Source organism: Shewanella sp. 10N.7 (genome assembly GCF_020806285.1).
In the GTDB taxonomy this organism is placed as follows: Bacteria; Pseudomonadota; Gammaproteobacteria; order Enterobacterales; family Shewanellaceae; genus Shewanella; species Shewanella electrodiphila.
Window position 1 is genome coordinate 103,406 of sequence record NZ_JAJGZS010000008.1, and the last position, 24,741, is coordinate 128,146.

The window sequence follows — 24,741 nt, forward strand, 5'->3', positions numbered from 1 at the left end:
TCCTAGTAGGTACGCTTGATAGGCGGGAATGCGGCACGAAGCTTAGGCTCCATGTTCACTTCTCGCTTAGTCATTTGTTCAGTTTCAGGGTCAAAGACACTGTGACATAACCAATTTTCATCATCACGGTCTAAGAAATCTTCACGTGAATGCGCACCACGGCTTTCTGTACGGAAGTTAGCAGCGTAAGCTGTCGCAATTGCGGTTGCCATTAAGTTATCTAGCTCTAAACATTCAATACGTTGAGTATTAAATTCTGAAGAGTTATCTGACAACTTAGCATTCGCTAAACGTTCACGGATCTTCTTAAGCTCTTTAAGGCCTTCAGCCATTGCATCGCCACTTCTAAATACAGAGAAGTTAAGTTGCATACATAACTGTAAGTCTTTGCGAATAACGGCAGGATCTTCACCATCTTTATTGCTTTCCCAGCGATTAAGACGATCAAGAGATGCAGAAATTTGCGCGTCAGAAGGCTCTTTAGGGTCAGCTGTCTCATCTAGGGCTTTACCTAAATGTTGACCTGCTGCACGACCAAATACCACTAAATCAAGTAACGAGTTACCACCAAGGCGGTTTGCACCGTGTACTGATACACAAGCAATTTCACCTACAGCGAATAAACCCACGATATCTTGTTCAGTGCCATCGTTGTTTTGACGAACAACTTGACCACTAACTTTAGCGGGTAGACCACCCATCATGTAATGACATGTTGGCAATACAGGGATTGGACCATCTGCTGGATCAATATGCGCAAACGTACGAGAAAGTTCACAAACACCAGGAAGACGTGCTTCTAATGTTTCTTTACCTAAGTGATCAAGCTTAAGTAAACAATGCGGGCCTAGTGGACCATCTAATCCACGACCTTCACGAATTTCTGTCATCATTGAACGCGCAACAACGTCACGAGAGGCTAAATCTTTTGCGTTAGGTGCATAACGTTCCATGAAACGTTCGCCATCTTTATTTAAAAGATAACCACCTTCACCACGACAACCTTCAGTTACAAGTACACCAGCACCAGCAATACCCGTAGGGTGGAACTGCCACATTTCCATGTCTTGCATCTGAACACCAGCGCGCATTGCCATACCAACACCGTCACCAGTGTTAATGTGAGCATTAGTAGTAGAAGCGTAAATACGCCCTGCACCACCTGTTGCTAAAATTGTTGCCTTCGATTTGAAGTAAACAATTTCACCAGTTTCGATTTCAATTGCAGTACAACCCACAATTGCGCCGTCATCGTTTTTAACTAAATCTAATGCATACCACTCAGAAAACACTTCAGTTTTGTGTTTTACATTTTGTTGGTATAAGCAATGAAGCAAAGCATGACCTGTACGGTCAGCTGCAGCTGCAGTACGTGCCGCTTGTTCGCCACCAAAGTTCTTTGATTGGCCACCAAACGGACGTTGATAGATAGTGCCGTTTTCAAAGCGAGAGAAAGGTAAACCCATTTGCTCTAGTTCGATAACCGCTTCTGGACCTGTCTTACACATGAATTCGATAGCTTCTTGGTCACCGATAAAATCAGAACCTTTAACAGTATCGTACATGTGCTGTTCCCAGTGATCTTCATGCGCATTACCTAGTGCAACGGTGATACCACCCTGCGCAGATACGGTATGAGAACGTGTTGGGAACACTTTAGATAAAAGCGCACAGCTCTTACCTTCTTTTGAAATTTGTAAAGCCGCTCGCATGCCAGCGCCACCAGCGCCGATCACTACTGCGTCAAATTCGCGTACTGGAATAGCCACTTAAACACCCCACACTATGATGATGCCTGCAGCAAGATAACAAAAAGCTGCTACGACAAATACGAACTGAAGTAGTCCACGTACTGAAACGTTTTTCACGTAATCAGTCAGAACTTGCCAAATACCAATCCACGAGTGAATTAATACAGCAACAAGTGCCAATAAAGTGAATACTTTCATTGGTAAGGTACTAAAAAGACCATGCCAAATTTCGTAAGTTAAAGGGGCGCTACATGCAATAAAACCAACCATAAAAATGGAATAACAGGTTAAAATCACGGCACTCGCACGGATTAAAATAAAGTCATGAACACCGCTGCGTCCAAGGCTTGCTGCATTGGTTACCATACCCAAATCCCCACAATGATTGAAAACGCCGCTGATAGAACAAAGGCGATTTTTGCTGATGCTAAGCCTGAGGCTAATTCTTCCCAACGGCCGGTATCCATAATCAGATGACGTAAGCCAACGATTAAGTGATAACCCAACGCAGTAAGAATTCCCCAGATAACAAACTTAACCAGCAAGTTATCAAAAAGAGATTGTAGGCCAGCGAAACTCTCAGGCGATGCTAAAGATTCATTTAGCATCCAAATAAGAATACCGACAGCAAACAGCATAATGACACCGGATACGCGGTGAAGAATTGACGCAATCGCTGTTGCAGGAAAGCGAATGGTCTGTAGGTCTATATGGACAGGTCTTTGCTTTTTCACGTTCTGCTCACTCAGCTCCATTGAGCATTATTTTTATTATTCATCTTGCTTTGCTTCCATTTGATACATGAAACTACTTATGTAAACAAATTGTTGAAAGTTAACAGACTACTATCAAACACTTAACTATTTGAGAAATCACTAATTTAGCTAGGTACAAAAGGATTTCAAAAATGTGATGTTTGTCGCCCTTTGTGGGCGAGGCCAAGTATACTCAAGCCCATTGTCAAATACAAACGTCACACTATGCAAAATTTGTTTTTTTGCATTTTTTTTCTTTCTAGGCCAACGCTGGCAAGGCGTCTAGCAAGGTTTATACCATGGTCTAATAAATTTAAACGCTTATTTAAATTGAAATGTGATCACGATTCACTGTAAAGTAATGTCCGCTTAACATGCCGCACTCACAGAAAAGAATGAAGTAAGGAGAACGGGGTATGGCTGACAATATAGCCAAATTAGAGTTACCGGGGAACGATTCAATCGAATTGCCAATCAAGCAGGGAACTGCTGGTTTTGACGTAATCGATATCAGTAAATTAGGAAAGACAGGTCATTTCACTTTTGATCCTGGTTTTCTTGCGACAGCCTCTTGCGAGTCTGCGATTACTTTCATTGATGGTGAAAAAGGTGTGCTTACACACCGTGGCTATCCAATTTATGAGTTAGCTACTGAATCTAACTATTTAGACGTTTGTTACTTGTTGCTATACGGTGAATTACCAAGCAAAACTCAGTACGAAGAGTTTGTATCAATGGTAAAAAACCACACAATGGTTAATGAACAATTAGCTTCTTTCTTTAGAGGCTTCCGTCGTGATGCACACCCAATGGCAATGCTTTGTGGCGTTACTGGTGCATTATCTGCGTTCTACCAAGATTCTCTTGATGTAAATGATGAAAAACATCGTGAAATTGCGGCTTTCCGCCTCGTTTCTAAAATGCCAACGATTGCAGCAATGTGCTACAAGTATTCAATTGGCCAACCTTTCGTCTATCCACGCAACGAACTAAGTTACGCAGGTAACTTCTTGTCGATGATGTTTGCTGTTCCTTGTGAAGAGTACAAAGTTAATCCAGTTGTTGAAAAAGCAATGGATAGAATCTTTGTATTACACGCAGATCATGAACAAAATGCATCAACTTCAACAGTTCGTTTAGCCGGTTCATCAGGTGCTAACCCATTTGCATGTATTGCAGCGGGTATCGCTTCACTATGGGGTCCAGCTCATGGTGGTGCTAATGAAGCTTGTTTGAACATGCTTGAAGAAATTGGCAGTGTTGACCGCATTCCTGAGTTTATTGCTCGTGCGAAAGACAAAGCTGATCCGTTCCGCCTAATGGGCTTCGGACATCGTGTTTACAAGAATTTCGACCCTCGTGCAAAAGTAATGCGTGAAACTTGTCATGAAGTTTTAGCTGAACTTAATGTTCAAGATCCTCTACTAGACGTAGCAATGGAACTTGAACGTATTGCATTAGAAGACGAATATTTCGTATCTAAGAAACTCTATCCAAATGTTGATTTCTACTCAGGGATCATCATGAAAGCAATCGGTATTCCTACGAGTATGTTTACAGTGTTATTCGCACTTTCACGTACTGTTGGTTGGATTGCACATTGGAAAGAAATGTTAGACCAACCAGGTCACAAAATTAGCCGTCCACGCCAGTTATACACTGGTTCTGAAGACCGTGATTTTGTCAGCTTAGATAAACGATAAATCTTTATCGTTTAATAAAAAGCGCCTTAATGGGCGCTTTTTTTATGCATATTTTTTGCGAACATTTATTATAAACATCTGCATGAAGCTGTTGCATACAGCAGTTCGAACCAACATCATTTATAGTAAAACTAGGCCGTACAATGAATTGATCAAAGGCAAGCCTCTATATTCTTAAAAAAGGTTACTCGTTTTTAACTTACTCTCACTTATAACCATCACACTTATAACCATCACACTTATAAGAATCACACCACTAAATTAGTTTATCTATTTCAACAGCTCTATTTTTGTAGATCTATTTCAGCACAGCTAATACAGCTCCACTGCAATCAAACCAACAAAACCCACAAAACCCACAAAACCTTAAAAAGCCTAACCCTCTACTTATTAACTACTTACACCCAAATATATCTATGAGATTAATAGTGCTTAGCCTTGGATTAATTAGTTTTCAATTGCAGTTTAAAAGCTTAAAACAACCCGTTAACCTTTTCCGATGTAGTTATAACGCCGCATATCGCCTCAATACAAAACGTTAAGTGCGTGAGCCCTGTCTATTAAAAAGCCATTAAAATAGCTAGAACAAGAGCTAGAACAAGAGCTAGAAAAAAGAGTTAACGAATAGCTAAAGTGATAAATACTTGGTTTGTTCTTAAGGTCACTCCCATAACTACACATCATGAGTCTCTAGTTAAGAGCGGTATGAATACGCTAAGTAAAGACAGCAAAACTCACATTACCAATAATAAAATCATGCATCACCAAACGCCAATAGCCATATTACCAATACTAATAAAGGACATACCAAACCAACAAACCTAACTGACCAATTCACAACCTTTATAACAAACAACAAATTAAATAATGAATGAATATTCACCAAAAAGATAAAAAAACGTAGCCATAACTGCACCATCTTGGTAATTCGACCATAAAAACGACGTTATAAACGTAATGTTTATTCTATTTGGTTATAAGAATGTAATCATAATTATAAAAATGCTCTTAGTCATGGCAGTAAATTAAAAGTCTGCATTTTTTATACCCAATTAGAAATAGAAAAATGTCGTCATTGAAATAAGCGATTAAAAATTTAAGTTGAGATTTTAACGGCTTTTGTGCAATTTAAGTGCAGAACGCTCAGTATTAGCGCACAAAAATAAATGATTAAAAATTCAATTATTTTTTAAAAAAGTGAAAATAGTCTCTGTAACAGCCTTTAAATTGGTATTTTGCTTTAAAAATGAGCCATAAACTCTATACGTAATAGCACTAGTTCCATAGCTAACCAGTAAGATGGTGAATTTAATCATCAACAAACTGACAAAATAACTGACCGAATTAGCCGTCTATCGCGATTTTATCTATAAACCCAGCTCAAAAAAGCAAAGACTCCCAAATACGGAAGTCTCATTAGAGTGTCTTTAACTCAGCTTGGCTTCTACTTAAAATCGGATTAGTTTTAGTTTAAATGATTAATCAGCAGACCAGGTTATATTCACTATTACTGATTAAGTATTGGTAAGTACAATTAGATTAAAAGCGGATTACATTTTAAGCGAAACTCAAGTTTACTTAATAGCTTTGATATAAACAGCAGATGTTACAGGCATAGCTTAACTATTATCGCATTGATTATTTAACTAACTTCCCATAAAGCATTTCGTTAAGCCAAGCATTGCAAAGCTAATGCCTGCCTTAACCGGAATAAAGATTTTCAGCACGTAAGTTCTAATTTATATACGTTAGCCTGATAACGCCAATTAAAATGCTTTTGTATAGTGATCAAAAGCGGTGGTTTTGGTGTAGCCAAGTGACTCATATAAAGCCTTAGCCACATCATTATCTACAGCAGTAGCCAATTTAACGGTACTAGCATCAGTATATTGCGCAAATAAATCCACTTGCTTGAGTAATTTATTAGCCACACCTTGTTGTCTTGCGGCTGTCGCAACAAACATGTCGTTTAAAATCCACATTCTCTTCATCGCAACTGACGAAAACGTTGGGTAAAGCTGAACAAACCCTAAACCTTCACCTTCTTCATTGGTTGCAATAAAAATCACTGAGTCACTCTCGATTAAACGTTCTTTAATAAACTTTTTACATTGCTCTATGTTTGCAGCTTGCCCATAAAATTGACGATACTCATCGAATAAGGTTGTAACCAAATTTAATTGCTCAATCGTTGCTTGAATGATCTTCAAAACAGTCTCCTTATATCTACAGCCATATTAATGTTGGCTTTATATTGCCACTAATGATTTAACACAAGCTATGACTCAAGCTTTGCCAAACAAATGACAGTAAGTCTTAACATCTGTTTGATTTCCTTTAGATAGTTAACTTACCTGAAAAGTTACACAACGTCAGCCCAAACTGAATAAATTTCGATCAGAGTTAAATTTGTCATTCACACCAAAAATTAAACATTTTCACTACATAATAATATTAACCATACCTAAATAAGTAACCTGCGCACGCTAAGCATCTGATTTTAAACAACTTTAAAAACTGGCATAGTTAGTGCTTTGTTAGTTGAAATTAAACATTAGTTACAAATGATAACGTGACGTTTACAAGTTAACCTTTCAGACTTAACTTTCTCAAGCGTCATTAATTCAAAAATATTGAACTGGCAGGTACCCCATGGATAGGTTAATCAGCATGAAAAAAATGACAATCCCACTACTTTGTATTGCAGCACTGACTTCAGGTTTAAGTGGTTGCACCGGTCAAGAAGAAGAAACCAAAGAAGAAGAAAAATACGCCGTCCCGGTAGAAGTTTCACAAGTCACCCAGGGAAATGTGTCTTCATTTTATAGCACAACTGCAACACTGGAAGCGCCAGAAGAAGCCCATGTCGTTACTCGAATTGCGGGCTTAATTGAAGAAATTAACGTTGAAGAAGGTGATCGCGTCACTAAAGGACAGGCTTTAGCAACCATAGATGCTAAACGTCAGCACTACGATTACAAACGTTCGCAAGCAGAAGTTCAGATCATTGAACAAGAATTGAATCGTTTAAAGCAAATGAAAAACAAAGAATTTGTCAGCCAAGATGTAATGGCCAAATTAGAGTTCAACCTACAAGCGGCTATCGCGCAGCGTGATTTAGCAGAGCTACATGTCATAGAAAGCCAAATCGTGTCACCCATTGATGGCATCGTAGCCATGCGACATGTGAAGAAAGGCAATATGGCTAAAGAGTTTGAAGAACTATTTTATATCGTCAATCAAGACGAACTTCACGGCATTGTTCACTTACCAGAGCAGCAATTAACCTGCCTGCGTTTAGGTCAACAAGCTAAAATCAGCAATCAATATTCAAACAGTGGCAAGCAATCAACAGCCAATGAAATTATTGCAAATGTGCTGCGTATTAGCCCGATTGTCGATGCACAAAGTGGCACATTTAAAGTCACTATCGCCATTGATAATACTAAAGCAAACCTTAAAGCAGGCATGTTCACTCGCGTAGAGCTAAAATACGACACTCATGAAGATGTGGTAACAGTGCCTTTCAATGCCATTATTAATCAAGATGATACCCAAGCCTTGTATGTTATTGAAGATAACACAGCAACCCGCCGCGAAGTACGCCTAGGGTATCGTGAAAAAGATAAGGTCGAAATAATATCAGGGGTTAACCAAGGAGAACAGATTGTTATCCATGGCCAACAGAACCTCAAAGATCAATCATTAGTTGAAATTATTACCCCGCTTTCTTATGCCAAAAACAGTCTAAACGCTAAGTAAGGAAGCCATTATGTCATTGATTAATACCTCGGTTAAACGTCCAGTTACCGTGTGGATGTTTATGCTCGCCATAATGCTATTTGGCATGGTCGGGTTTACACGCTTAGCAGTGAAATTATTACCTGATTTAAGCTACCCAAGCGTCACAGTGCGCACCGCTTATGATGGCGCTGCGCCTGTAGAAGTAGAGCAACTCATCTCGAAACCGATTGAAGAAGCAGTCGGTGTGGTTAAAGGCTTACGTAAAATCAGTTCTATTTCACGCTCAGGCATGTCAGATGTTGTGCTTGAGTTTGAATGGGGCACCAATATGGATATGGCAAGCCTTGAAGTGCGCGAAAAAATCGACACTATTGAGCTGCCATTAGACATCAATAAACCATTACTACTTCGCTTTAACCCTAATTTAGATCCGATAATGCGTTTAGCTTTGTCTGTACCTGATGCAAGCGAAACCCAGTTAAAAAGCATGAGGACCTTCGCAGAAGAGGAACTTAAACGTCGTCTTGAAGCGCTTTCTGGCGTCGCTGCGGTCAGGTTATCGGGCGGGTTAGAACAAGAAGTGCATATTTTGTTAAACCAACAAAAACTGCAGCAATTAAATCTTAATGCCGATGACATCAAACGTCGTATTAATGAAGAAAACATTAATTTATCAGCTGGCAAAGTGATTCAAGGTGATAAAGAATACCTAGTTAGAACCTTAAACCAGTTTAACTCTCTTGAAGAACTACGAGATGTCATAGTTTATCGTAACGGCCAAACCTTGATCCGTTTACGAGAAGTGGCAGACATTGTCGATGGCTATAAAGAGCGCAGTGATGTCACTCGTATTGGTGATGTAGAATCTATCGAATTGGCTATCTATAAAGAAGGCGATGCCAATACGGTTTCTGTGGCGCAGAAAATACAAGCAGAGCTGAATAACATCAATGCTGAATCTGAAGAAAACCAGTTAAAAGTCATTTATGACCAATCTGAGTTCATTCAAAGTGCGGTGAGTGAAGTTACCGCAGCAGCATTATTTGGTAGTTTGCTTGCCATGTTGGTAATTTATTTATTCTTGCGTGACATTATTGCCACCTTAATCATTTCAATCTCGATCCCCTTCTCTGTCATCGCCACATTTAACATGATGTATTTTGCTGAAATCAGTTTAAACATTATGTCACTGGGTGGTATTGCCTTAGCTATTGGCTTATTAGTCGACAATGCGATTGTGGTATTAGAAAACATTGACCGTTACAAAGCCCAAGGCTTAGCAAGGCTAGATGCAGCTGTAAAAGGCAGTAAAGAAGTGGCAGGAGCGATTTTTGCTTCAACGTTAACCACGCTGGCCGTGTTTGTTCCCCTTGTGTTTGTCGACGGTATTGCAGGGGCACTTTTCTCAGACCAAGCCTTAACTGTAACTTTTGCTCTTTTAGCTTCACTGTTTGTAGCGTTAACCGCCATTCCAATGCTGGCATCACGCCAAGGCTTTACTCAATTACCTGAAGAAGTCACTGAAGCGCCAAAAGCAAAACCCACGACAACAAAAGGTAAGATTGCCTATTACGCAGCGATGATACTTGGCTTTCCATTTAAAGTACTACTGAGCTATTTACCCAATGCCCTACTGAACTTGGTCATTATCTTCACGCGATTCTTCTCGTGGTTATTCAGTCTGGTAATGCGTCCATTAAGTGCAGGGTTTAATTTTTTCTATCGCTTTATTGAAAGAATTTATCATGGTGTTTTAAAGCATGCCATGTCTCATAAAGTCGTCACAGTCATCATCGCAGTTATGTTAACTCTTGGCGCAGGAAGTTTATTCCCGAGATTAGGCGTAGAGCTTATCCCACCGATGAATCAAGGTGAGTTTTACGTCGAAATCCTATTACCACCAGGCACAGCAGTACAAAAAACTGATGCAGTACTAGAGCAACTCGCCTATTCAATCAGTGACAACGAAGATGTTAAGCACACCTTTAGCCAAGCGGGGAGTGGTGGCTTGATGACTTCAGATACTGCCCGCGGTGGTGAAAACTGGGGACGTCTTCAAGTGGTACTAGAAAACACGCACGCTTTTGACAGCGTCGCGGCCACTTTACGTGAAACAGCAAGACGTATTCCGGCATTGGATGCAAAAATTGAGCATCCTGAGTTATTTAGCTTTAAAACGCCATTAGAAATCGAGCTGTCTGGTTATGATTTAGCTCAGCTAAAACACAGTGGCGATCAACTCGTCTCAGCGTTGTCGCAATCAAACCGATTTAGCGATATCAATACTTCACTTCGTGATGGTCAACCTGAGATCAGTATTCGTTTTGATCACGCACGGCTAGCTGCACTTGATTTAGATGCGCCAACAGTTGCGAGCCGTATCGCCCACCGCGTTGGCGGCACGATTGCCAGTCAATATACTGTGCGCGATCGCAAAGTGGATATTTTAGTGCGCAGCGAATTAGCAGAACGTAACAACATTGAGGATGTTAATGCATTAATTATCAACCCCAATAGTGAACATGCTATACCACTGAGCGCCGTTGCTGACGTATCGCTACAAGTTGGTCCATCGGCGATTAACCGTGTCAGCCAACAACGTGTGGCTATTGTGTCGGCAAACTTAAGTTATGGTGATTTAAGTGAAGCGGTAAAGGAAGCGCAGCAAATCCTTAATCAACAGCAGTTCCCCTCTTCTATCCAAGCGCGCTTTGGTGGCCAAAACGAAGAAATGGAACACTCTTTTGAGTCATTAAAAATCGCCCTTATTTTAGCGGTGTTCCTCGTGTACTTGGTGATGGCGAGTCAATTTGAATCCTTGTTGCATCCACTATTAATCCTAGTGGCAGTGCCTATGGCAGTTGGCGGAAGTGTGATTGGTTTGTTTATCACTGGCACCCATATTAGCGTGGTGGTGTTTATCGGATTAATTATGTTAGCCGGTATTGTGGTCAATAACGCCATTGTATTAGTCGATAGAATTAACCAGTTACGTAAAGAAGGCATCGAGAAAGATCAAGCCATTAGCACAGCTGCCAAATCACGTCTTCGTCCAATCATGATGACGACCTTAACCACCACACTCGGTTTATTACCGATGGCAATTGGTGTCGGTGATGGTAGTGAAATTCGAGCGCCAATGGCAATTACTGTGATATTTGGCTTAAGTATGTCAACCATGCTGACCTTGCTTGTTATCCCTGCCCTGTATGGCATTTTTGATAAAAAAGATTATCAACAAAAGGCTTCGGAACAGTCGAACTCTGATGCGACCTCTACACTTACTACGGAGGGTCAGTCATGAGTCAAGAGACTAACACAGAGCAACAAGGTTTCAGTATCACAAGGCTCGCGATTAAAAGACCTGTGACCACCAGCATGTTCTTTCTTGCTATTTTATTATTTGGAATGGCATCAAGTCGCTTGCTGCCACTGGAAATGTTCCCTGGTATCGACATTCCACAAATACAAGTCAATGTGCCATATAAAGGCTCAACACCTGCTGAGGTGGAGCGTGATATCACTCGCGTGCTCGAAGAGTCTTTAGCCACCATGAGCGGTATTGAAGAAGTCCGCTCAAACTCTTCTCAAGATGGCGCCAACATTCAGCTGAATATGAAATGGGGTGAAGATGTCGCGACAAAAAGCCTTGAAGCCCGTGAGAAAATTGATTCAGTAAGGCATTTACTGCCTAAAGATGTCGAGCGCGTCTTTATTCAGCAGTTTTCAACTGCTGATATGCCAGTGCTTACCATTCGTATTTCAAGTGAGCGTGAATTATCCAATGCATTTGATTTGCTGGATAAACAATTACGTAAACCTCTTGAGCGAATCGAAGGCGTGTCGAAGGTCACCTTATATGGCGTTGACCAAAAGCAGATTGAAATTCGTCTTGATGCTGATAAGTTAGCCGCATCTGGGATTAACCCATCAGAACTGAGACAACGTCTGCAACTTGAAAACTTTGTTATTAGTGCGGGAACGGTTCGTAACAATAACCAGGTATTTCAGGTGTCGCCTAAAGGTGAGTTTTTATCTTTAGAAGATATCAAAGCGGTTAAACTCAATACCAACACAACCCTTGGCGATATTGCTTCGGTTAAATTTACTTTGCCAGAACCTTTTGAAGGTCGTCATCTAGATCAAAAATACGCTGTGGGCTTAGATGTATTTAAAGAATCTGGCGCTAATTTAGTCCATGTTTCTGAACGTGTATTAAAGGTAATTGAGCAAACTAAACAAGATCAACAATTCCAAGGCATTAAGCTATTTGTGATGGAGGACCAAGCTTATGGCGTTAAGTCCTCACTGCAAGACTTATTAATCTCGGGCTTAATCGGTGCCTTCTTATCTTTTGGCGTGTTATACCTGTTTTTACGTAACTTAAAAATGACCTTGGTCGTGGTATCGTCAGTACCCATTTCAATTTGTATGACTCTGGCTGGTATGTATTTACTGGGTTACAGCTTAAATATTCTATCAATGATGGGACTGTTATTAGCGGTGGGTATGCTGATTGATAATGCGGTTGTGGTTACCGAAAGCGTATTGCAGGAAAAACAACGCAATGGCTTAACAGGCCAAGAAGATACTAAGCCTCAATGTCAAAAAGCAAACGAATCTGCTGTTCTCACAGGCGTTGAAAAAGTTGCTTTGGCCGTACTTGCCGGCACTTTAACTACAGCTATTGTATTTTTACCGAATATTGTTGGCGTTAAAGTTGAACTGACTATCTTCCTTGAGCACGTAGCTATCGCCATTTGTATTTCACTTGCGGCTTCATTATTGGTGGCGAAAACCCTAATACCACTAATGCTGACCAAATTGCACTTTGAAATTGAAACCGAAGAAAAAGAATCCAGACTGCAGCGTTATTATCAGCGCAGTTTGACCTGGGTATTGGCCCATTCAAAAATCTCAGGGGTATTAGCAGTATTGATACTGGTTTCAACTGCCCTGCCTTTGAATTTAGTTAAACAAGATCAATCTGATGGCGAAGGAAATGACCGTTTATATATCAATTATCAATTAGAAGGTCGACATAACCTAAAAGTCACTGAAGCGATGATTAACCAAATGGAAGACTACCTTTATGGCAATAAAGAAGCTTTCATGATTGATTCTGTGTATAGCTACTATTCAGCTGACAGTATTCAAACCACAATTTTGCTGCAAAAAAACATTGAAACTCCAATGTCAGAACTAAAGAAAACCATTCGAGAAGGTTTTCCTAAGTACGCCGCAGCTACGCCACAGTTTGGCTGGGGAAATGAAAACTCTGGTTTAAGGATCACTTTAACGGGTCGCTCTACCTCTGAGTTAATTACCTTAAGCCAGCAAGTGGTGCCGCTATTAAGTGCCATTGAAGGGCTTGAAGACGTGCGCTCAGAAGTGAACGCGGCTCAGCAAGAAGTGATTGTGACTATAAACCGTGAAATGGCCGCTCGTTTAGATTTAAAACTCAACGAAGTTGCCTCTCACATTTCAATGGCACTGCGTGGAACCCCACTGCGCTCATTTAGACATGATCCAAACGGCGAGTTACGTATAGAGTTAGCTTACGATAAAAGCTGGCAACGTTCTTTAGAACAACTAAAACAGCTGCCTATTATTCGTCAAGGAGAGCGCGTCTACAGTTTAGATAACTTAGCTGAAATAACCATTCAGCCACGCTTTGACACTATTAGGCATTATAACCGTCAAACCGCATTATCTATTGGCGCAAACGTTAACGAAATCACTACCGAGGAAGCCCAAGAACAAATCGAAAAAGTCATGCAGAATGTTAATTTTCCTTATGGATATGACTACAGCCTGCGAGGCGGTTTTCAACGTCAAGATGAAGACCAATCGATCATGGCGGTTAACATGATTTTGGCATTAGCCATGATTTACATCGTAATGGCAGCGCTATTTGAATCACTGTTGCTTCCAACTGCGATTATCAGTTCGATTTTGTTTTCGATTACTGGGGTGTTTTGGGCATTATGGATTTCAGGCACACCAATGTCAGTGATGGCCATGATTGGTATCCTAATCTTGATGGGAATTGTTGTAAACAACGGCATTGTGTTGGTCGATCAAATAAACCAAATGACACCCAAATTAACTGACCTGTCAGCTACGATTAAATCAATATGTATTACCCGCTTACGTCCAGTGTTAATGACGGTAGCAACTACGGTATTAGGGCTAGTTCCATTAGCTATGGGCGACACCCAAATTGGTGGCGGCGGGCCACCATACTCACCAATGGCAATAGCGATTATTGGTGGTTTAAGCTTCTCAACTGTCACCAGTTTGTATTTGGTGCCTTTGTGTTACCAAGCCTTATACCGAATCCGTTATCAATCTTCTGTTAAATTAGGTTTAGCTGACAAACGGGCTAAAAAACTGCTACCTTGGACTTAATAAAAGGATAAATAGGCCAAACTGCTCCATTAAATGGACAGTTTGGCCACATAGCACAGGAACCCATCATGACCCGTACATCACTTAGCTGCTTACTTGCACTCTCCATCACCAGCTTTTCAACTGTCGCTGACGATGACCGATTTAAAGATGTCACTATCACCTCCCAGAAACTCACCGAAAATGCTTATATGTTCACAGGTTCAGGTGGCAATATCGGCGTATCCGCAGGCACTGATGGCATCTTAATCATCGATGACCAATTTGCGCCTTTAGCCGATAAAATAAGTGCTACGTTAAATGAAATCCAAGCGGGTAAACCTAAATACGTTATCAACACCCATTATCACGGCGATCATACTGGCGGAAATGCGCACTTTGGCGAACAAGGGATTATCTTTGCCCACCATAATGTATTAAAACGCCTAAGTGCCAAAGAAGGCACACCCAAAGCAGCCCTCCCTGTTGTGACTTATTCTAAAGATGTTTCCATCCGTTTTAACGATGACACATTAACCTTAAAACACATGGGACCTGGCCATACTGACGGTGACAGTGTGGTGTTCTGGGAAAACGATAACTTAGTTCATATGGGTGATTTATTCTTTAAAGACCGTTTCCCGTATGTGGATTTAAACGGTGGCGGCTCAGTCATTGGTTATCGAGACAATGTTGCCAAAGCATTAACCATGATGGATAAACAGACTCAAGTGATACCAGGCCATGGTGAACTCGCCAACAAAAATGACTTAATGAAATTTAAGCACATGCTTGATGACTCGATTAACTGGATGAAAAAGAAACTCACTCAAGGTAAAACACTTGAACAAATCCAAGCTGAAGGTGTACCGCCAAAGTGGAAAGATTGGAGCTGGAACTTCATCACTGAAGAAAAATGGATTAATACGCTATATCAGGATTTGAAAAAGTAACGTATTAAATCACCAAAGCTTAGATGACTATAAAGCTTGTGAATATCACAAGCTTTTTTAATTTCGATTGATTCACTAGTTGTTTCTAAAATGCCATAACACCCAATAAACCGGCTTTAAATCCTTACCGCCAACGTTTTTAATCGGACTCGCGAAGTAATACAACCATTGCCATGAGGCCAAAAAGTCTTTGGATTTTTGCCAAATAGCTTCACCGCCTGCTTGTCGGTAAGCTGTGATGGTTTTCGAAATACGTTCGCTATCTGCGCCTAAATAGCGATACAAGCTGTGAATATAAACCAACAAATCACGGATTTGTTGCTCTACCACAGATCCCTTTTGTTGATTAGCTTCAAAATCAATAAATTTAACTTCACCACTGCGCCAGCTAATATCTCTAAGTGCTGGACGGCCGTGAGCTAGTTGCATTTGATGTAAGTCGGCTAACGCTTGGCTTGAATCATTCAAAATGTTTTGCTGCTCTGTAGCTGCAATATCATTGTTATCTAACCAATCACGTACTGTGCGCCCAGCATCTTCAATCACCAAATATCCCTCACCATTAGCCACCACTTTGGGCACAGGCGCTCCCTCTGCGTCTAGCTGCTTTAATACTTGGGTTTCTTTAATTAGGGCTTTAGCAGAATCTGCTTTTAAAAAACGCATTGCACCTGTTAGCTGCTCAACTTGTTTTAACCAGTAACGCTTACCATGATGTTCAAACTGACTGATCCGCTCCCCTTTGTTTAATACCAACATTAGGGCGACTTTGTCTTTAAAAGATTGCATTTGAGTCATAACAAGTATCCACAACTGATTTGTATATTCAGTATCCGGACAAATCGTCAATCGAAGCAAATTTAGCAAACAGTATTAGAGTAAGTTTTACTTAATTAATAATTAGTGCAATCACTCTATAAACACCTCTTACATTCAAATAACATGGTATGCATAAAATTTAACCAACTAATGTCTATGTACCGTTTAACAAAAACCAATATCAGACCGAATGACACCCACAAAAAAAGCGCCAACAATAGCGCTTTTTCCAGTCATAAGGAGTTGTATCAGAACTCTTGAATTAGCTACGAATTAATCGAGAACTTATTCAGTCGTCAATTAAGACTCCAGTGGTATTGCTCTGTTTTCAAGTAAAACAGGAATACCTTCAGTAATTGGGTAAGCTAACTTGTCAGCTTTACAAATCAATTGATCTGCTTCTTTATCAAATTCCAGCTTACCTTTACATACTGGGCAAGCCACAATCTCAAGTAATTTTTTATCGAACGCCATGGAGGTTTCCTTGTTTAACTTTGACGACTTCTTTTAGTCGATTCAAAAATGCTGTATCAAAACTTTCATTAAGCTTCGCATTAACTGGCAAATACCACCAGTTTTGTTGTGCAAAATCGCGACATTTAACCGCATCTTTCTCGGTCATAATCAATGGCATCTGCAAAGACAACTGCGTAAGCTCCTTCTCATCAAAGGCTTGATGGTCTTCAAATGCTTTTGTTTGTTTAATTTTATAACCCAATGTCACTAAGCTATCGAAAAATCGCTGCGGATTTCCGATGCCAGCCATTGCTATCGCTTCTTGCTGTTGCCATTTTTCATCATTCGATGACGGTTTTACCGCTTTAAGATCAGAAGGTTCAAGAGTCATAGCAATTTCATTTGCTTGCGGGTTGCCACCATTATTAATTGCCCAATCAATCGTTTTTAAGCGCCATAAACCTTCACGTAAAGGCCCTGCTGGTATCAAACACTGATTACCATATCGGCGCTGACCATCGACAATAGCCAGTTCTATATCTCGGGCTAAAGCATAATGCTGCAAGCCATCATCACTAATGATCACATCAACATCAAATTGAGCTAACAGTGCTTTAGCGGCATCAATGCGTTTAGCACCAACAACCATAGGAACCTGCGTTCGAGCAACTATCATTGCTGGTTCGTCACCCACTTCGGTGGCTTTATCTGCAACATTAACGGCTTTTACACCATCTATATTGACGCCGTAGCCACGACTTATCACCCCAGGCTTATAACCATGTTGGCGCAATAAGTTAATCAAATAGATAACAGTGGGGGTTTTACCGCTGCCACCTGCGGTAATATTACCGACGATGATGACAGGAACAGGTAAGGTCTCAGCTTGGCTAATTCCCAGTTTAAAACCGAGGCGTCTTATGTATGACACTAGGGCAAACAACCCACTAAGTGGCAATAACAACCACTTAGCTGGATGGCCTTGATACCAAATTTTATTGACTAACCCTTGCATTTAGTTACCAAACTGCATTTGATACAAGTTAGCGTAAATACCTTCTTTAGCAACAAGATCCGTGTGTGTACCACGCTCAACTACCGAGCCTTGATCAATCACTAGGATTTCATCTGCTGATTCAATCGTTGAAAGGCGATGGGCAATCACGATAGATGTACGGTTATGGCGTAAATTGTCTAAACCATGTTGAATCGCTTTTTCTGACTCAGTGTCTAATGCTGAGGTCGCTTCATCTAAAATCAGCACTGGTGCATCACGTAACATGGCGCGTGCAATGGCAATACGTTGACGTTGTCCACCAGATAACAACACGCCATTCTCGCCTACTTCAGTGTCTAAGCCCTCTGGCAAGGTTTCAATAAACTCCATTGCGTAAGCAAGTTCAGCGGCTTTGACTATTTGTTCACGAGTCACTTCACCTGGATAAGCGTAAGCAATGTTATTAGCAATAGTGTCATTGAATAATGTCACCTGCTGCGAAACAAGCGCCACTTGATTACGTAGTGACTTAAGCTTGTAATCATAAATACTGACATCATCAAGGGTGATATCCCCTTCTGATACACCTGTGTAAAAACGCGTCATCAAACTTGCAATCGTTGATTTTCCTGAGCCACTGCGCCCCACTAAGGCAATGGTTTTACCTTGTTTAACTTCAAAATCAATATTGGTTAATGCAGGTTTTTCAGTATCAGGGTAACTAAACGTCACGTTATTGAACTTCAAGTTACCTTTAACGCGCTTTGTTTCAAACTCACCTGCATCTGATTCAGGTGCGGTATCGAGTAATTCAAACACCGTGGTACAAGCTGCAATCCCGCGCTGGAATTCAGCATTAACCCGAGTTAAGTTTTTAATTGGTTGAAGCATGGCCATCATTGCGCCAAGAATTGCAGCGAAAGTACCTGCAGTTAATTCTTCTTTAAGACCAGGGAACGTTGCTGCATACAACACAAATGCAAGCGCAAACGAGCCAATAATCATAATTACAGGTTGGCTAATGGCTTGAGCGACAGCCAGTTTCATATTCTGATGACGGTTAGAGTCATTCACTTTAAAGAATCGATTAACTTCCGTTTTCTGACCGCCAAAAGCCAATACATTTTTATGGCCTTTAATCATTTGCTCAGTAGTTGCAGTAACGCCACCCATTGCTGATTGAATTTGCTTAGAGACTTTACGAAAACGCTTACTCACCACGCTTATCACAATCCCCATTAATGGGCCTATCACCAAAATACACAGGGATAATTTCCACGAATAGAAAAACATGATAGCTAACATGGCAATGACAGTAATGGAGTCACGAACAATAGAAATTAACGCACTGCCTGATGCTCGAGCGATTTGCTCAGTATCAAAGGTCACGCGAGAAATTAAGTTACCGCTATTTTCACGGTCAATGTAGCTGACAGGTAAACGCAAGTAGTGTTCAAACACTTGCTGGCGCATATCCATAATCAGTTTCGCACTCATATAAGAGACGCAGTAGGTCGACACAAAGTTGGCAATCCCACGCAAAGTAAACATACCAATGACCACCAGCGGCGCCATTAGCATAATATCTTTATTGGCGTTAAAGCCGCCATGGGTAGGTACATCAACTTCAACACCGCCTACAACTGCAGGGGCTTGACCAAAACCTTCATCAATAAAAGGTTTAATGAATGCAATAAAAGCTGCATCAACAAGGCCATATGTAAGTAGGCCTGCAATGGCTAATAGGAACATTCCTTTCATCGGAATGAGATAAGTAAGAAGGCGTTTAAATACGCTCGACATTTCGTTATTAGTTGTTGTCATTGATTACATTAACACTTGAATAGCAAACAAAGGCCATATTCTACTCTGCTTTAACTTTCTCACCAAATCTAAACAGCTTGTTGTACCAAAATGGCGCAATATCTGAACGATATTGACGAATCGCATAACTTGACGAGTTGAAATCGATAGTTATTTGACCAGAGTTCCCGCTAATCAGTGTTTCAACTCCTCTTGTTTTATATCGCTCAACAACATCTTTTTTAGGAAATCCATATTGATTTGCAAATCCCGCAGTAAAAATAACCTGCTTTGGTGATACAGCATCAATAAACGCCTCAGATGATGAAGTGCGACTACCATGATGTGGTGCTAACAAAATATCAGTGGGTGATAACAGTTTGTGTTCTACTAAATATTGTTCAGTGCTTTTTTCAATATCGCCAGTCAGTAGTACCCGGTGCTTACCATCATCAACATAAGCAATACATGAGCGGTTATTGTCATTGGTGGCAGTGGGGTTTGCAGCAAGGCTCACTGTTAAATCAGCCCATTGGAATTGACGATTTACACAGTGGTTAAGTGCATTGTCTGTGGCTGTTGTTATTCCTGTGTCTTTTGGGATGCCTATTTTTGTGCCTTTTTGGGTATCTGAGCCTGAGCTTAGGTGAAGATCAATAATACTATTTGCAGTCATTGCATCATAATGCGCTGCTGTATCACTGATAATCACTGCTTTGGGATAATGCTGAGCTAACACCTTTAACCCTCCCGAATGGTCATTATCGTCATGACTCACAATAATATAATCCAGACGATTAATTCCTTTTGCTCTCAGAGTTGGCACTATGACGCGATCAGCATAGCTAAAGCTTTGACCGTAAGCTGCGCCAGTATCATAAAGTATCGCCCTATTACCTCGTTGTACCAGCACCGCCATACCTTGACCGACATCTAGCACATGTACGTGCCAGGTCTGTTGTTGACCAAATGGCTCTTGCTGTAACGGTGCTTTCGACTCAAATATACTCACTGTTAATTGTAGAAAAAATGGCACACATAACAAACCAACCACACATCGCCAAGGGGTATCCACTGCCCACTTTAATAAAAATAACCCTAAAGCAAACATCATTAAACAGACAACCATCGTATCGGGTAAATACATTAACGCCATTGGCCACTGATCGCTTTGACTAATAAGAGACTCAAAAGGCGCAAGAGAAATATCCCCTAAAGCCATCAATTTAGCACCAACTAGCTGCCTAACGCCTTCAGTGAGCGGCAATATCATTAGGATTATATTCCCCACCAAACCAATAATACTGAGCGGAATGACCACGATACTAAACCAAGGCACCATCAATAAATTAACCCAAATACTGTTAATGGAAATGGTGCCAAACAGTATCGCTTGCAATAAACCTAACCCAACAGCCAATCGCCACTGTATGGCCCAAAATGTTTGCAGATATAACAGGGTTTGTTGTTGATAATGACGGTAAGTCGATTTGAAATTTTGATAAAATAAATGCTTAACTGCTGATAGTTCCTTGGGCTTTAGCCCTTCATCAATCTCGTCATTTTCCTTTTCATCGAGCTCATTCTCAAGATCTTGAAGCTCATAATTACTGTTATTATTAGTGCCATAATTATTAGCTTCATCAACTGCATTATTCTCAGTGTTTGCTTTAGTTGCGGTGTATTCAAGGGTAAACAATATGATCCCCAGCGCACTGAAAGACAGCCAAAAACCAGCACTTAAACTCGCAAAAGGATCAATAGCTAATACAGCAAACAGTGCCCAAGTAAGCCGCTGCCATGGGGATGAATGATGATTTACGATGGACAGCATCACCAACATTATTAACATGACGAGTGCACGCTGGGTTGCAATAGCAAAACCAGCTAAATAGCCATATCCCAATACGGTTAACGATGAAAACATCATCGCAAGTAGCAGGTTTCTGCGACTAAAAACAGGTGCGAAGTGTTGCAGGCTATGACGGAAGATAAACCAAAACAAGCCAAACACGACTGACAGGTGTAAACCAGATATCGCTACTAAGTGCCCTGTACCTGTTTGCCTTAGTTGTTGCCATTGCATTTGAGTAAGTTCAGATTTGTCGCCAAACAATAACGCATTCAACACCGCCCCATGGGATAGTGAATGTAATATTGGCGTCATCTTATTGATGACCGATTGTCTTAATGGCACGTCATAATGAACAAGTTCAGCCTGCTTAACGCGACCTTTAGCAACAATATGACGACTCAATAAATTCTTTTGTTGATTAAATCCGCCTTGATTCAACGGACTAGTAATTGGCTTCATTCGCGATGTAAACAGCCAAACCTGACCCACTTTTACTTCAGGCGGCTTTTGCCATGTGAGTCTATAGTTAGAGTGATAAAACTCGTATTGGTCAGAAATCACTCTAACGTCGAAACTTATCCAGTCGCTGTTTGTGCTAACTAGTGATACTATCTCTGCCTTAAATTGTTTTTGAACAGGGATTTCTGATTCGTGTAAAGAAAATAGTGAATTAAAACAAAAAGAAACTAACATCACTCCAAAAAGTGTCCCGCTGATGAACGGCCACTTTATGAAGGTGGATAAAACGACAATCAGAATGATAGACGCCATCCATATAGGAAGTAAGCTTGGCAATATATTGCTAAAAAGCATACTGGCGCAAAAACCATAAATGAATCGATTTATCATTGATTAATTAAAGACAGTAATCGCGTATATGCCAAAAAAATTATTACAAAAATTTATGCCGAATCCTGAAACATTACGTAATCACAAATATTTACGTGTTTTCGGCAAATTATTAGATAAACCTAACCTTTGGAGCTTAAATCGTAAGTCAGCTCCTGGCTCATTTGCGATTGGGTTATTTGTTGCTTGGCTTCCGCTTCCATTTCAAATGGTCATTGCTGCTGGCATGGCGATATTTTTTAACGTCAATATTCCACTGGCAGTTGCACTCGTTTGGTTAACAAATCCAATCACTATGCCATTCATGTTTTATGCGGCTTATTTACTGGGCTCGAAAATATTAGGCATGGAAACCACTCACTTTAACTTTGAAGCCAGTTGGCAATGGGTTGAAAGCTCTATTGGCACCATAGGCCCACCATTCCTATTAGGGTGTATTGTTTACGCCTTTATTTTTGCTTTTATCAGCTTTTTTGTGATTAAAAGTCTTTGGAAATACTCAGTATTATTCAAATGGAAAAGCAGGAATTAGTCTGTAAAAAACACCATAGAAAAGTCAGCATGTTTGCTGACTTTTTTTATAATTTTACCGACTAATTTGGTATTATCCCTGCGTTATTAGTTCAAGCTCATTCAAGATAATTAAGTTTTCGATAACTCAATACAATTAAATGCACACACAGTAATCCACTAAAAGCACAGCAGAAAAATACCATAGCAATTGACTCAACAGAGGTCATATCTTCAGCATAAAGCCACCACCATAGTGGCCAGCCAACCAGCGACAAACCCGTTAATTGCCACATGCAGGCTTTACACCGTCCAATCTTTTGCTTAAAAATGGATTCTTGGCAATCATCACAAGCCATCTAGTTTTCCTCAAGCTTGGTCATATACTCATCCTTTAGCAGAGCAAAAAAACATTCATCACCCCAATGGCCTTTAAAAAAGATATTTTGATGGTAATGACCTTCTTTTCTAAAACTTAACTTGGTTAATAAAGCCATTGAAGCTTTATTGTTGGCGTCAGTTGTCGCCACAATACGGTGTTTATTCAATTTAAAAAATAAGTACTCAATTACAGCAGTAACGGCTTCATAGGCAAAGCCTTGTTGTTGATATTGCTGTGCCAATGTAAAACCGATTTCCATTTGCTGCTCATCAACAAAATGCAGTGCAACATCGCCCATAATCTGCTGAGTTTGTTTATCTGCAATAGCCAATTGAAACCACTGACCTGGTTGACCGAAGGTTTGATAATCCATTGCTGCATAAAACGCACGTGCTTGTTCAATATTGTAGTCAGTCCAGCTCTGGTATTGGGCGATTTTCGGGTCGGCTCTATATTCGGCAAAGAAGGCCAAATCCTCTTCCCTAAAGGCACGTATGCTCAAATGCTGAGTTACTATTTTAAAGTCCATATTGGTAACCTTATATACCCTGTAATCATTGACCAGCAGTTACTTTTCTATGTGTCACTTTTTTACTTGCTACTTGCTACTTGCTACTTGCTACTTGCTACTTGCTACTTGCTAAACTTTAAACGATCTTCACCCAAGCCATACTAATGAATATTTCCTTAAAGCTAATACTTAAAGCAAATACTTAAAGCCAATACTTAAAGCCAATACTTAAAGCCAATACTTAAAGCTAATAATAGTTAGCCCCATGTCGCATGTTTAATTCTCGCCACTAAAAAATCTACCGCAGCTTTTACTTTGGGCACGTGATAGCGCTGCTTTTGATATATCAAGTAAACTCCAAAGTCAGCGCTTTGGCTGGCTGATAGCGGTGGCTCAAAATCAAGTTCTTGTAGCTCGCCTCGGTGTAAAAAAGGCGATAACACCCATCTTGGCATCATGACAATGCCATCACCCTGTTTGGCTTTTTCAATCAACCACTCCCCAGCATTGCTAATGGCAGCTGCAGGAGCTGACACATCTTGCCATTGACCATCGATAAAACTTAACCAAGGTACTCTGCCATTAGGCGAGCGATAATATAACCCTTTATGCTGTGACAATTCAGATGGATGATGAGGAGTGCCCATTTGCTGCAAGTATTGCTCGGTCGCTGCAGGAATAAATTGATTGTCCATTAACCGAATCGCTACCACTCTGTCATTTGGGGCGTATCCGCCCCGAATCGCGATATCAACATCATCCCGACCAACTGAAGACAGCTCATCGCTGAGTTCAATATCAAGAATAACTTTGGGGTATAAACGAGAAAACTCATCCATTAAGGGAATAAGTACTTCACGGCCAATCCCTACCATCGCACTGATCCGCAACGTCCCCATTGGTTCTGTTTGATAACTTCTAACGGCTTCATTACTTTGCTCTAATTGGTTCAGCAGCGAAGATACTTGTTGATAATACTCAGTACCAATCTCAGTTAAGCTAACCGCACGTGTAGATCGCTTTAATAAGGTTGCCCCTAAACTTTTCTCTAAATCAGCCACACGACGTGACAATGATGAAGCAGGCACTGAAAAAGTCTTAGCCGCTTGAGTAAAGCTGCCTAATTCTACGACTTTGACAAAATACTTAAGGGCTCTTAATTGATCCATAAATCATCCATTGTTGTCATAAAAGCAATAAAGAATCGCTTTTTAGCCACTATATCTTATAAAAAAGAAAAGGAATAATAACTTCAACAAACAA

General features: G+C 40.5%; 18 protein-coding genes. 6 read left to right on the plus strand and 12 right to left on the minus strand.

The genetic code is table 11. From position 1 onward, the window contains the following. Positions 1-2: 2 nt before the first annotated feature. Genes sdhA through sdhC form a run of 3 tightly spaced genes read right to left on the minus strand, consistent with a single transcriptional unit; the run spans position 3 to position 2,506 of the window. Entirely contained in the window at positions 3-1,769 is a 1,767-nt protein-coding gene (sdhA, locus tag LMH66_RS07080; protein WP_229369062.1) for a succinate dehydrogenase flavoprotein subunit, read from the minus strand. Continuing rightward, a complete protein-coding gene (gene sdhD / locus LMH66_RS07085) occupies positions 1,770-2,117 on the minus strand; it encodes a succinate dehydrogenase, hydrophobic membrane anchor protein (protein ID WP_229369063.1) in 348 nt (115 codons plus the stop codon). It lies immediately after the preceding gene. Continuing rightward, positions 2,111-2,506: a succinate dehydrogenase, cytochrome b556 subunit gene (sdhC, locus tag LMH66_RS07090; protein ID WP_102528518.1), complete on the minus strand. Its 396-nt coding sequence runs from the start codon at positions 2,504-2,506 to the stop codon at positions 2,111-2,113. The genes sdhD and sdhC overlap by 7 nt, the downstream gene beginning before the upstream one ends. 416 nt (positions 2,507-2,922) lie before the next feature. Here sdhC and LMH66_RS07095 point away from each other — a divergent pair, with 416 nt between their 5' ends. Beyond that, a complete protein-coding gene (locus LMH66_RS07095; protein ID WP_102528519.1) occupies positions 2,923-4,209 on the plus strand; it encodes a citrate synthase in 1,287 nt (428 codons plus the stop codon). A gap of 1,766 nt (positions 4,210-5,975) precedes the next feature. On the opposite strand, the gene LMH66_RS07100 is transcribed toward LMH66_RS07095, so the two are convergent. Continuing rightward, the gene (locus LMH66_RS07100) at positions 5,976-6,419 is read right to left on the minus strand and encodes a GNAT family N-acetyltransferase (protein ID WP_102528520.1); all 444 of its coding nucleotides are present in this window, start codon (positions 6,417-6,419) and stop codon (positions 5,976-5,978) included. 460 nt (positions 6,420-6,879) lie between these two features. Between LMH66_RS07100 and LMH66_RS07105 the strand changes: the two genes are divergently transcribed. The 4 genes from LMH66_RS07105 (at position 6,880) to LMH66_RS07120 (ending at position 15,296) form a co-directional block, all read left to right on the plus strand. Further along, the gene (locus tag LMH66_RS07105) at positions 6,880-7,971 is read left to right on the plus strand and encodes an efflux RND transporter periplasmic adaptor subunit (RefSeq protein WP_420709407.1); all 1,092 of its coding nucleotides are present in this window, start codon (positions 6,880-6,882) and stop codon (positions 7,969-7,971) included. Positions 7,972-7,981: 10 nt separating this feature from the next. Continuing rightward, entirely contained in the window at positions 7,982-11,257 is a 3,276-nt protein-coding gene (locus LMH66_RS07110; protein ID WP_229369064.1) for an efflux RND transporter permease subunit, read from the plus strand. Then, complete coding sequence (locus LMH66_RS07115) at positions 11,254-14,364, plus strand: efflux RND transporter permease subunit (RefSeq protein WP_229369065.1); 3,111 nt, start codon at positions 11,254-11,256, stop codon at positions 14,362-14,364. The genes LMH66_RS07110 and LMH66_RS07115 overlap by 4 nt, the downstream gene beginning before the upstream one ends. Positions 14,365-14,432: 68 nt before the next feature. Further along, positions 14,433-15,296, plus strand: a complete 864-nt coding sequence (locus LMH66_RS07120; RefSeq protein WP_229369066.1) for an MBL fold metallo-hydrolase — start codon at positions 14,433-14,435, stop codon at positions 15,294-15,296. Positions 15,297-15,371: 75 nt separating this feature from the next. On the opposite strand, the gene LMH66_RS07125 is transcribed toward LMH66_RS07120, so the two are convergent. From LMH66_RS07125 to LMH66_RS07145, 5 genes are all read right to left on the minus strand, one after another. After that, entirely contained in the window at positions 15,372-16,094 is a 723-nt protein-coding gene (locus tag LMH66_RS07125) for a phosphotransferase (RefSeq protein WP_229369067.1), read from the minus strand. A gap of 321 nt (positions 16,095-16,415) precedes the next feature. After that, complete coding sequence (locus tag LMH66_RS07130) at positions 16,416-16,589, minus strand: Trm112 family protein (protein WP_102528526.1); 174 nt, start codon at positions 16,587-16,589, stop codon at positions 16,416-16,418. After that, complete coding sequence (gene lpxK / locus LMH66_RS07135; protein ID WP_229369068.1) at positions 16,576-17,586, minus strand: tetraacyldisaccharide 4'-kinase; 1,011 nt, start codon at positions 17,584-17,586, stop codon at positions 16,576-16,578. The genes LMH66_RS07130 and lpxK overlap by 14 nt, the downstream gene beginning before the upstream one ends. Then, the gene (gene msbA, locus LMH66_RS07140; RefSeq protein WP_102528528.1) at positions 17,587-19,392 is read right to left on the minus strand and encodes a lipid A export permease/ATP-binding protein MsbA; all 1,806 of its coding nucleotides are present in this window, start codon (positions 19,390-19,392) and stop codon (positions 17,587-17,589) included. Positions 19,393-19,432: 40 nt separating this feature from the next. Continuing rightward, complete coding sequence (locus LMH66_RS07145; protein WP_324295163.1) at positions 19,433-22,075, minus strand: DNA internalization-related competence protein ComEC/Rec2; 2,643 nt, start codon at positions 22,073-22,075, stop codon at positions 19,433-19,435. Between the two features lie 28 nt (positions 22,076-22,103). Here LMH66_RS07145 and LMH66_RS07150 point away from each other — a divergent pair, with 28 nt between their 5' ends. After that, positions 22,104-22,607 (plus strand): DUF2062 domain-containing protein, encoded by a 504-nt coding sequence (locus LMH66_RS07150; RefSeq protein ID WP_102528530.1) that lies wholly within the window; start codon positions 22,104-22,106, stop codon positions 22,605-22,607. Positions 22,608-22,704: 97 nt separating this feature from the next. Here the strand turns inward: LMH66_RS07150 and LMH66_RS07155 are convergent, their stop codons facing one another. The 3 genes from LMH66_RS07155 to LMH66_RS07165 all read right to left on the minus strand — a co-directional run bounded on the left by LMH66_RS07155 (position 22,705) and on the right by LMH66_RS07165 (position 24,647). Beyond that, on the minus strand, positions 22,705-22,944 hold the full coding sequence (locus LMH66_RS07155; RefSeq protein WP_229369069.1) for a DUF3624 domain-containing protein: 240 nt from the start codon (positions 22,942-22,944) through the stop codon (positions 22,705-22,707). Continuing rightward, on the minus strand, positions 22,945-23,496 hold the full coding sequence (locus LMH66_RS07160) for a GNAT family N-acetyltransferase (RefSeq protein WP_229369070.1): 552 nt from the start codon (positions 23,494-23,496) through the stop codon (positions 22,945-22,947). A gap of 239 nt (positions 23,497-23,735) precedes the next feature. After that, positions 23,736-24,647 carry a LysR family transcriptional regulator gene (locus LMH66_RS07165; protein WP_102528533.1) on the minus strand — a complete coding sequence of 304 codons (912 nt, stop codon included), beginning with the start codon at positions 24,645-24,647 and terminating at the stop codon, positions 23,736-23,738. Positions 24,648-24,741: the final 94 nt, after the last annotated feature.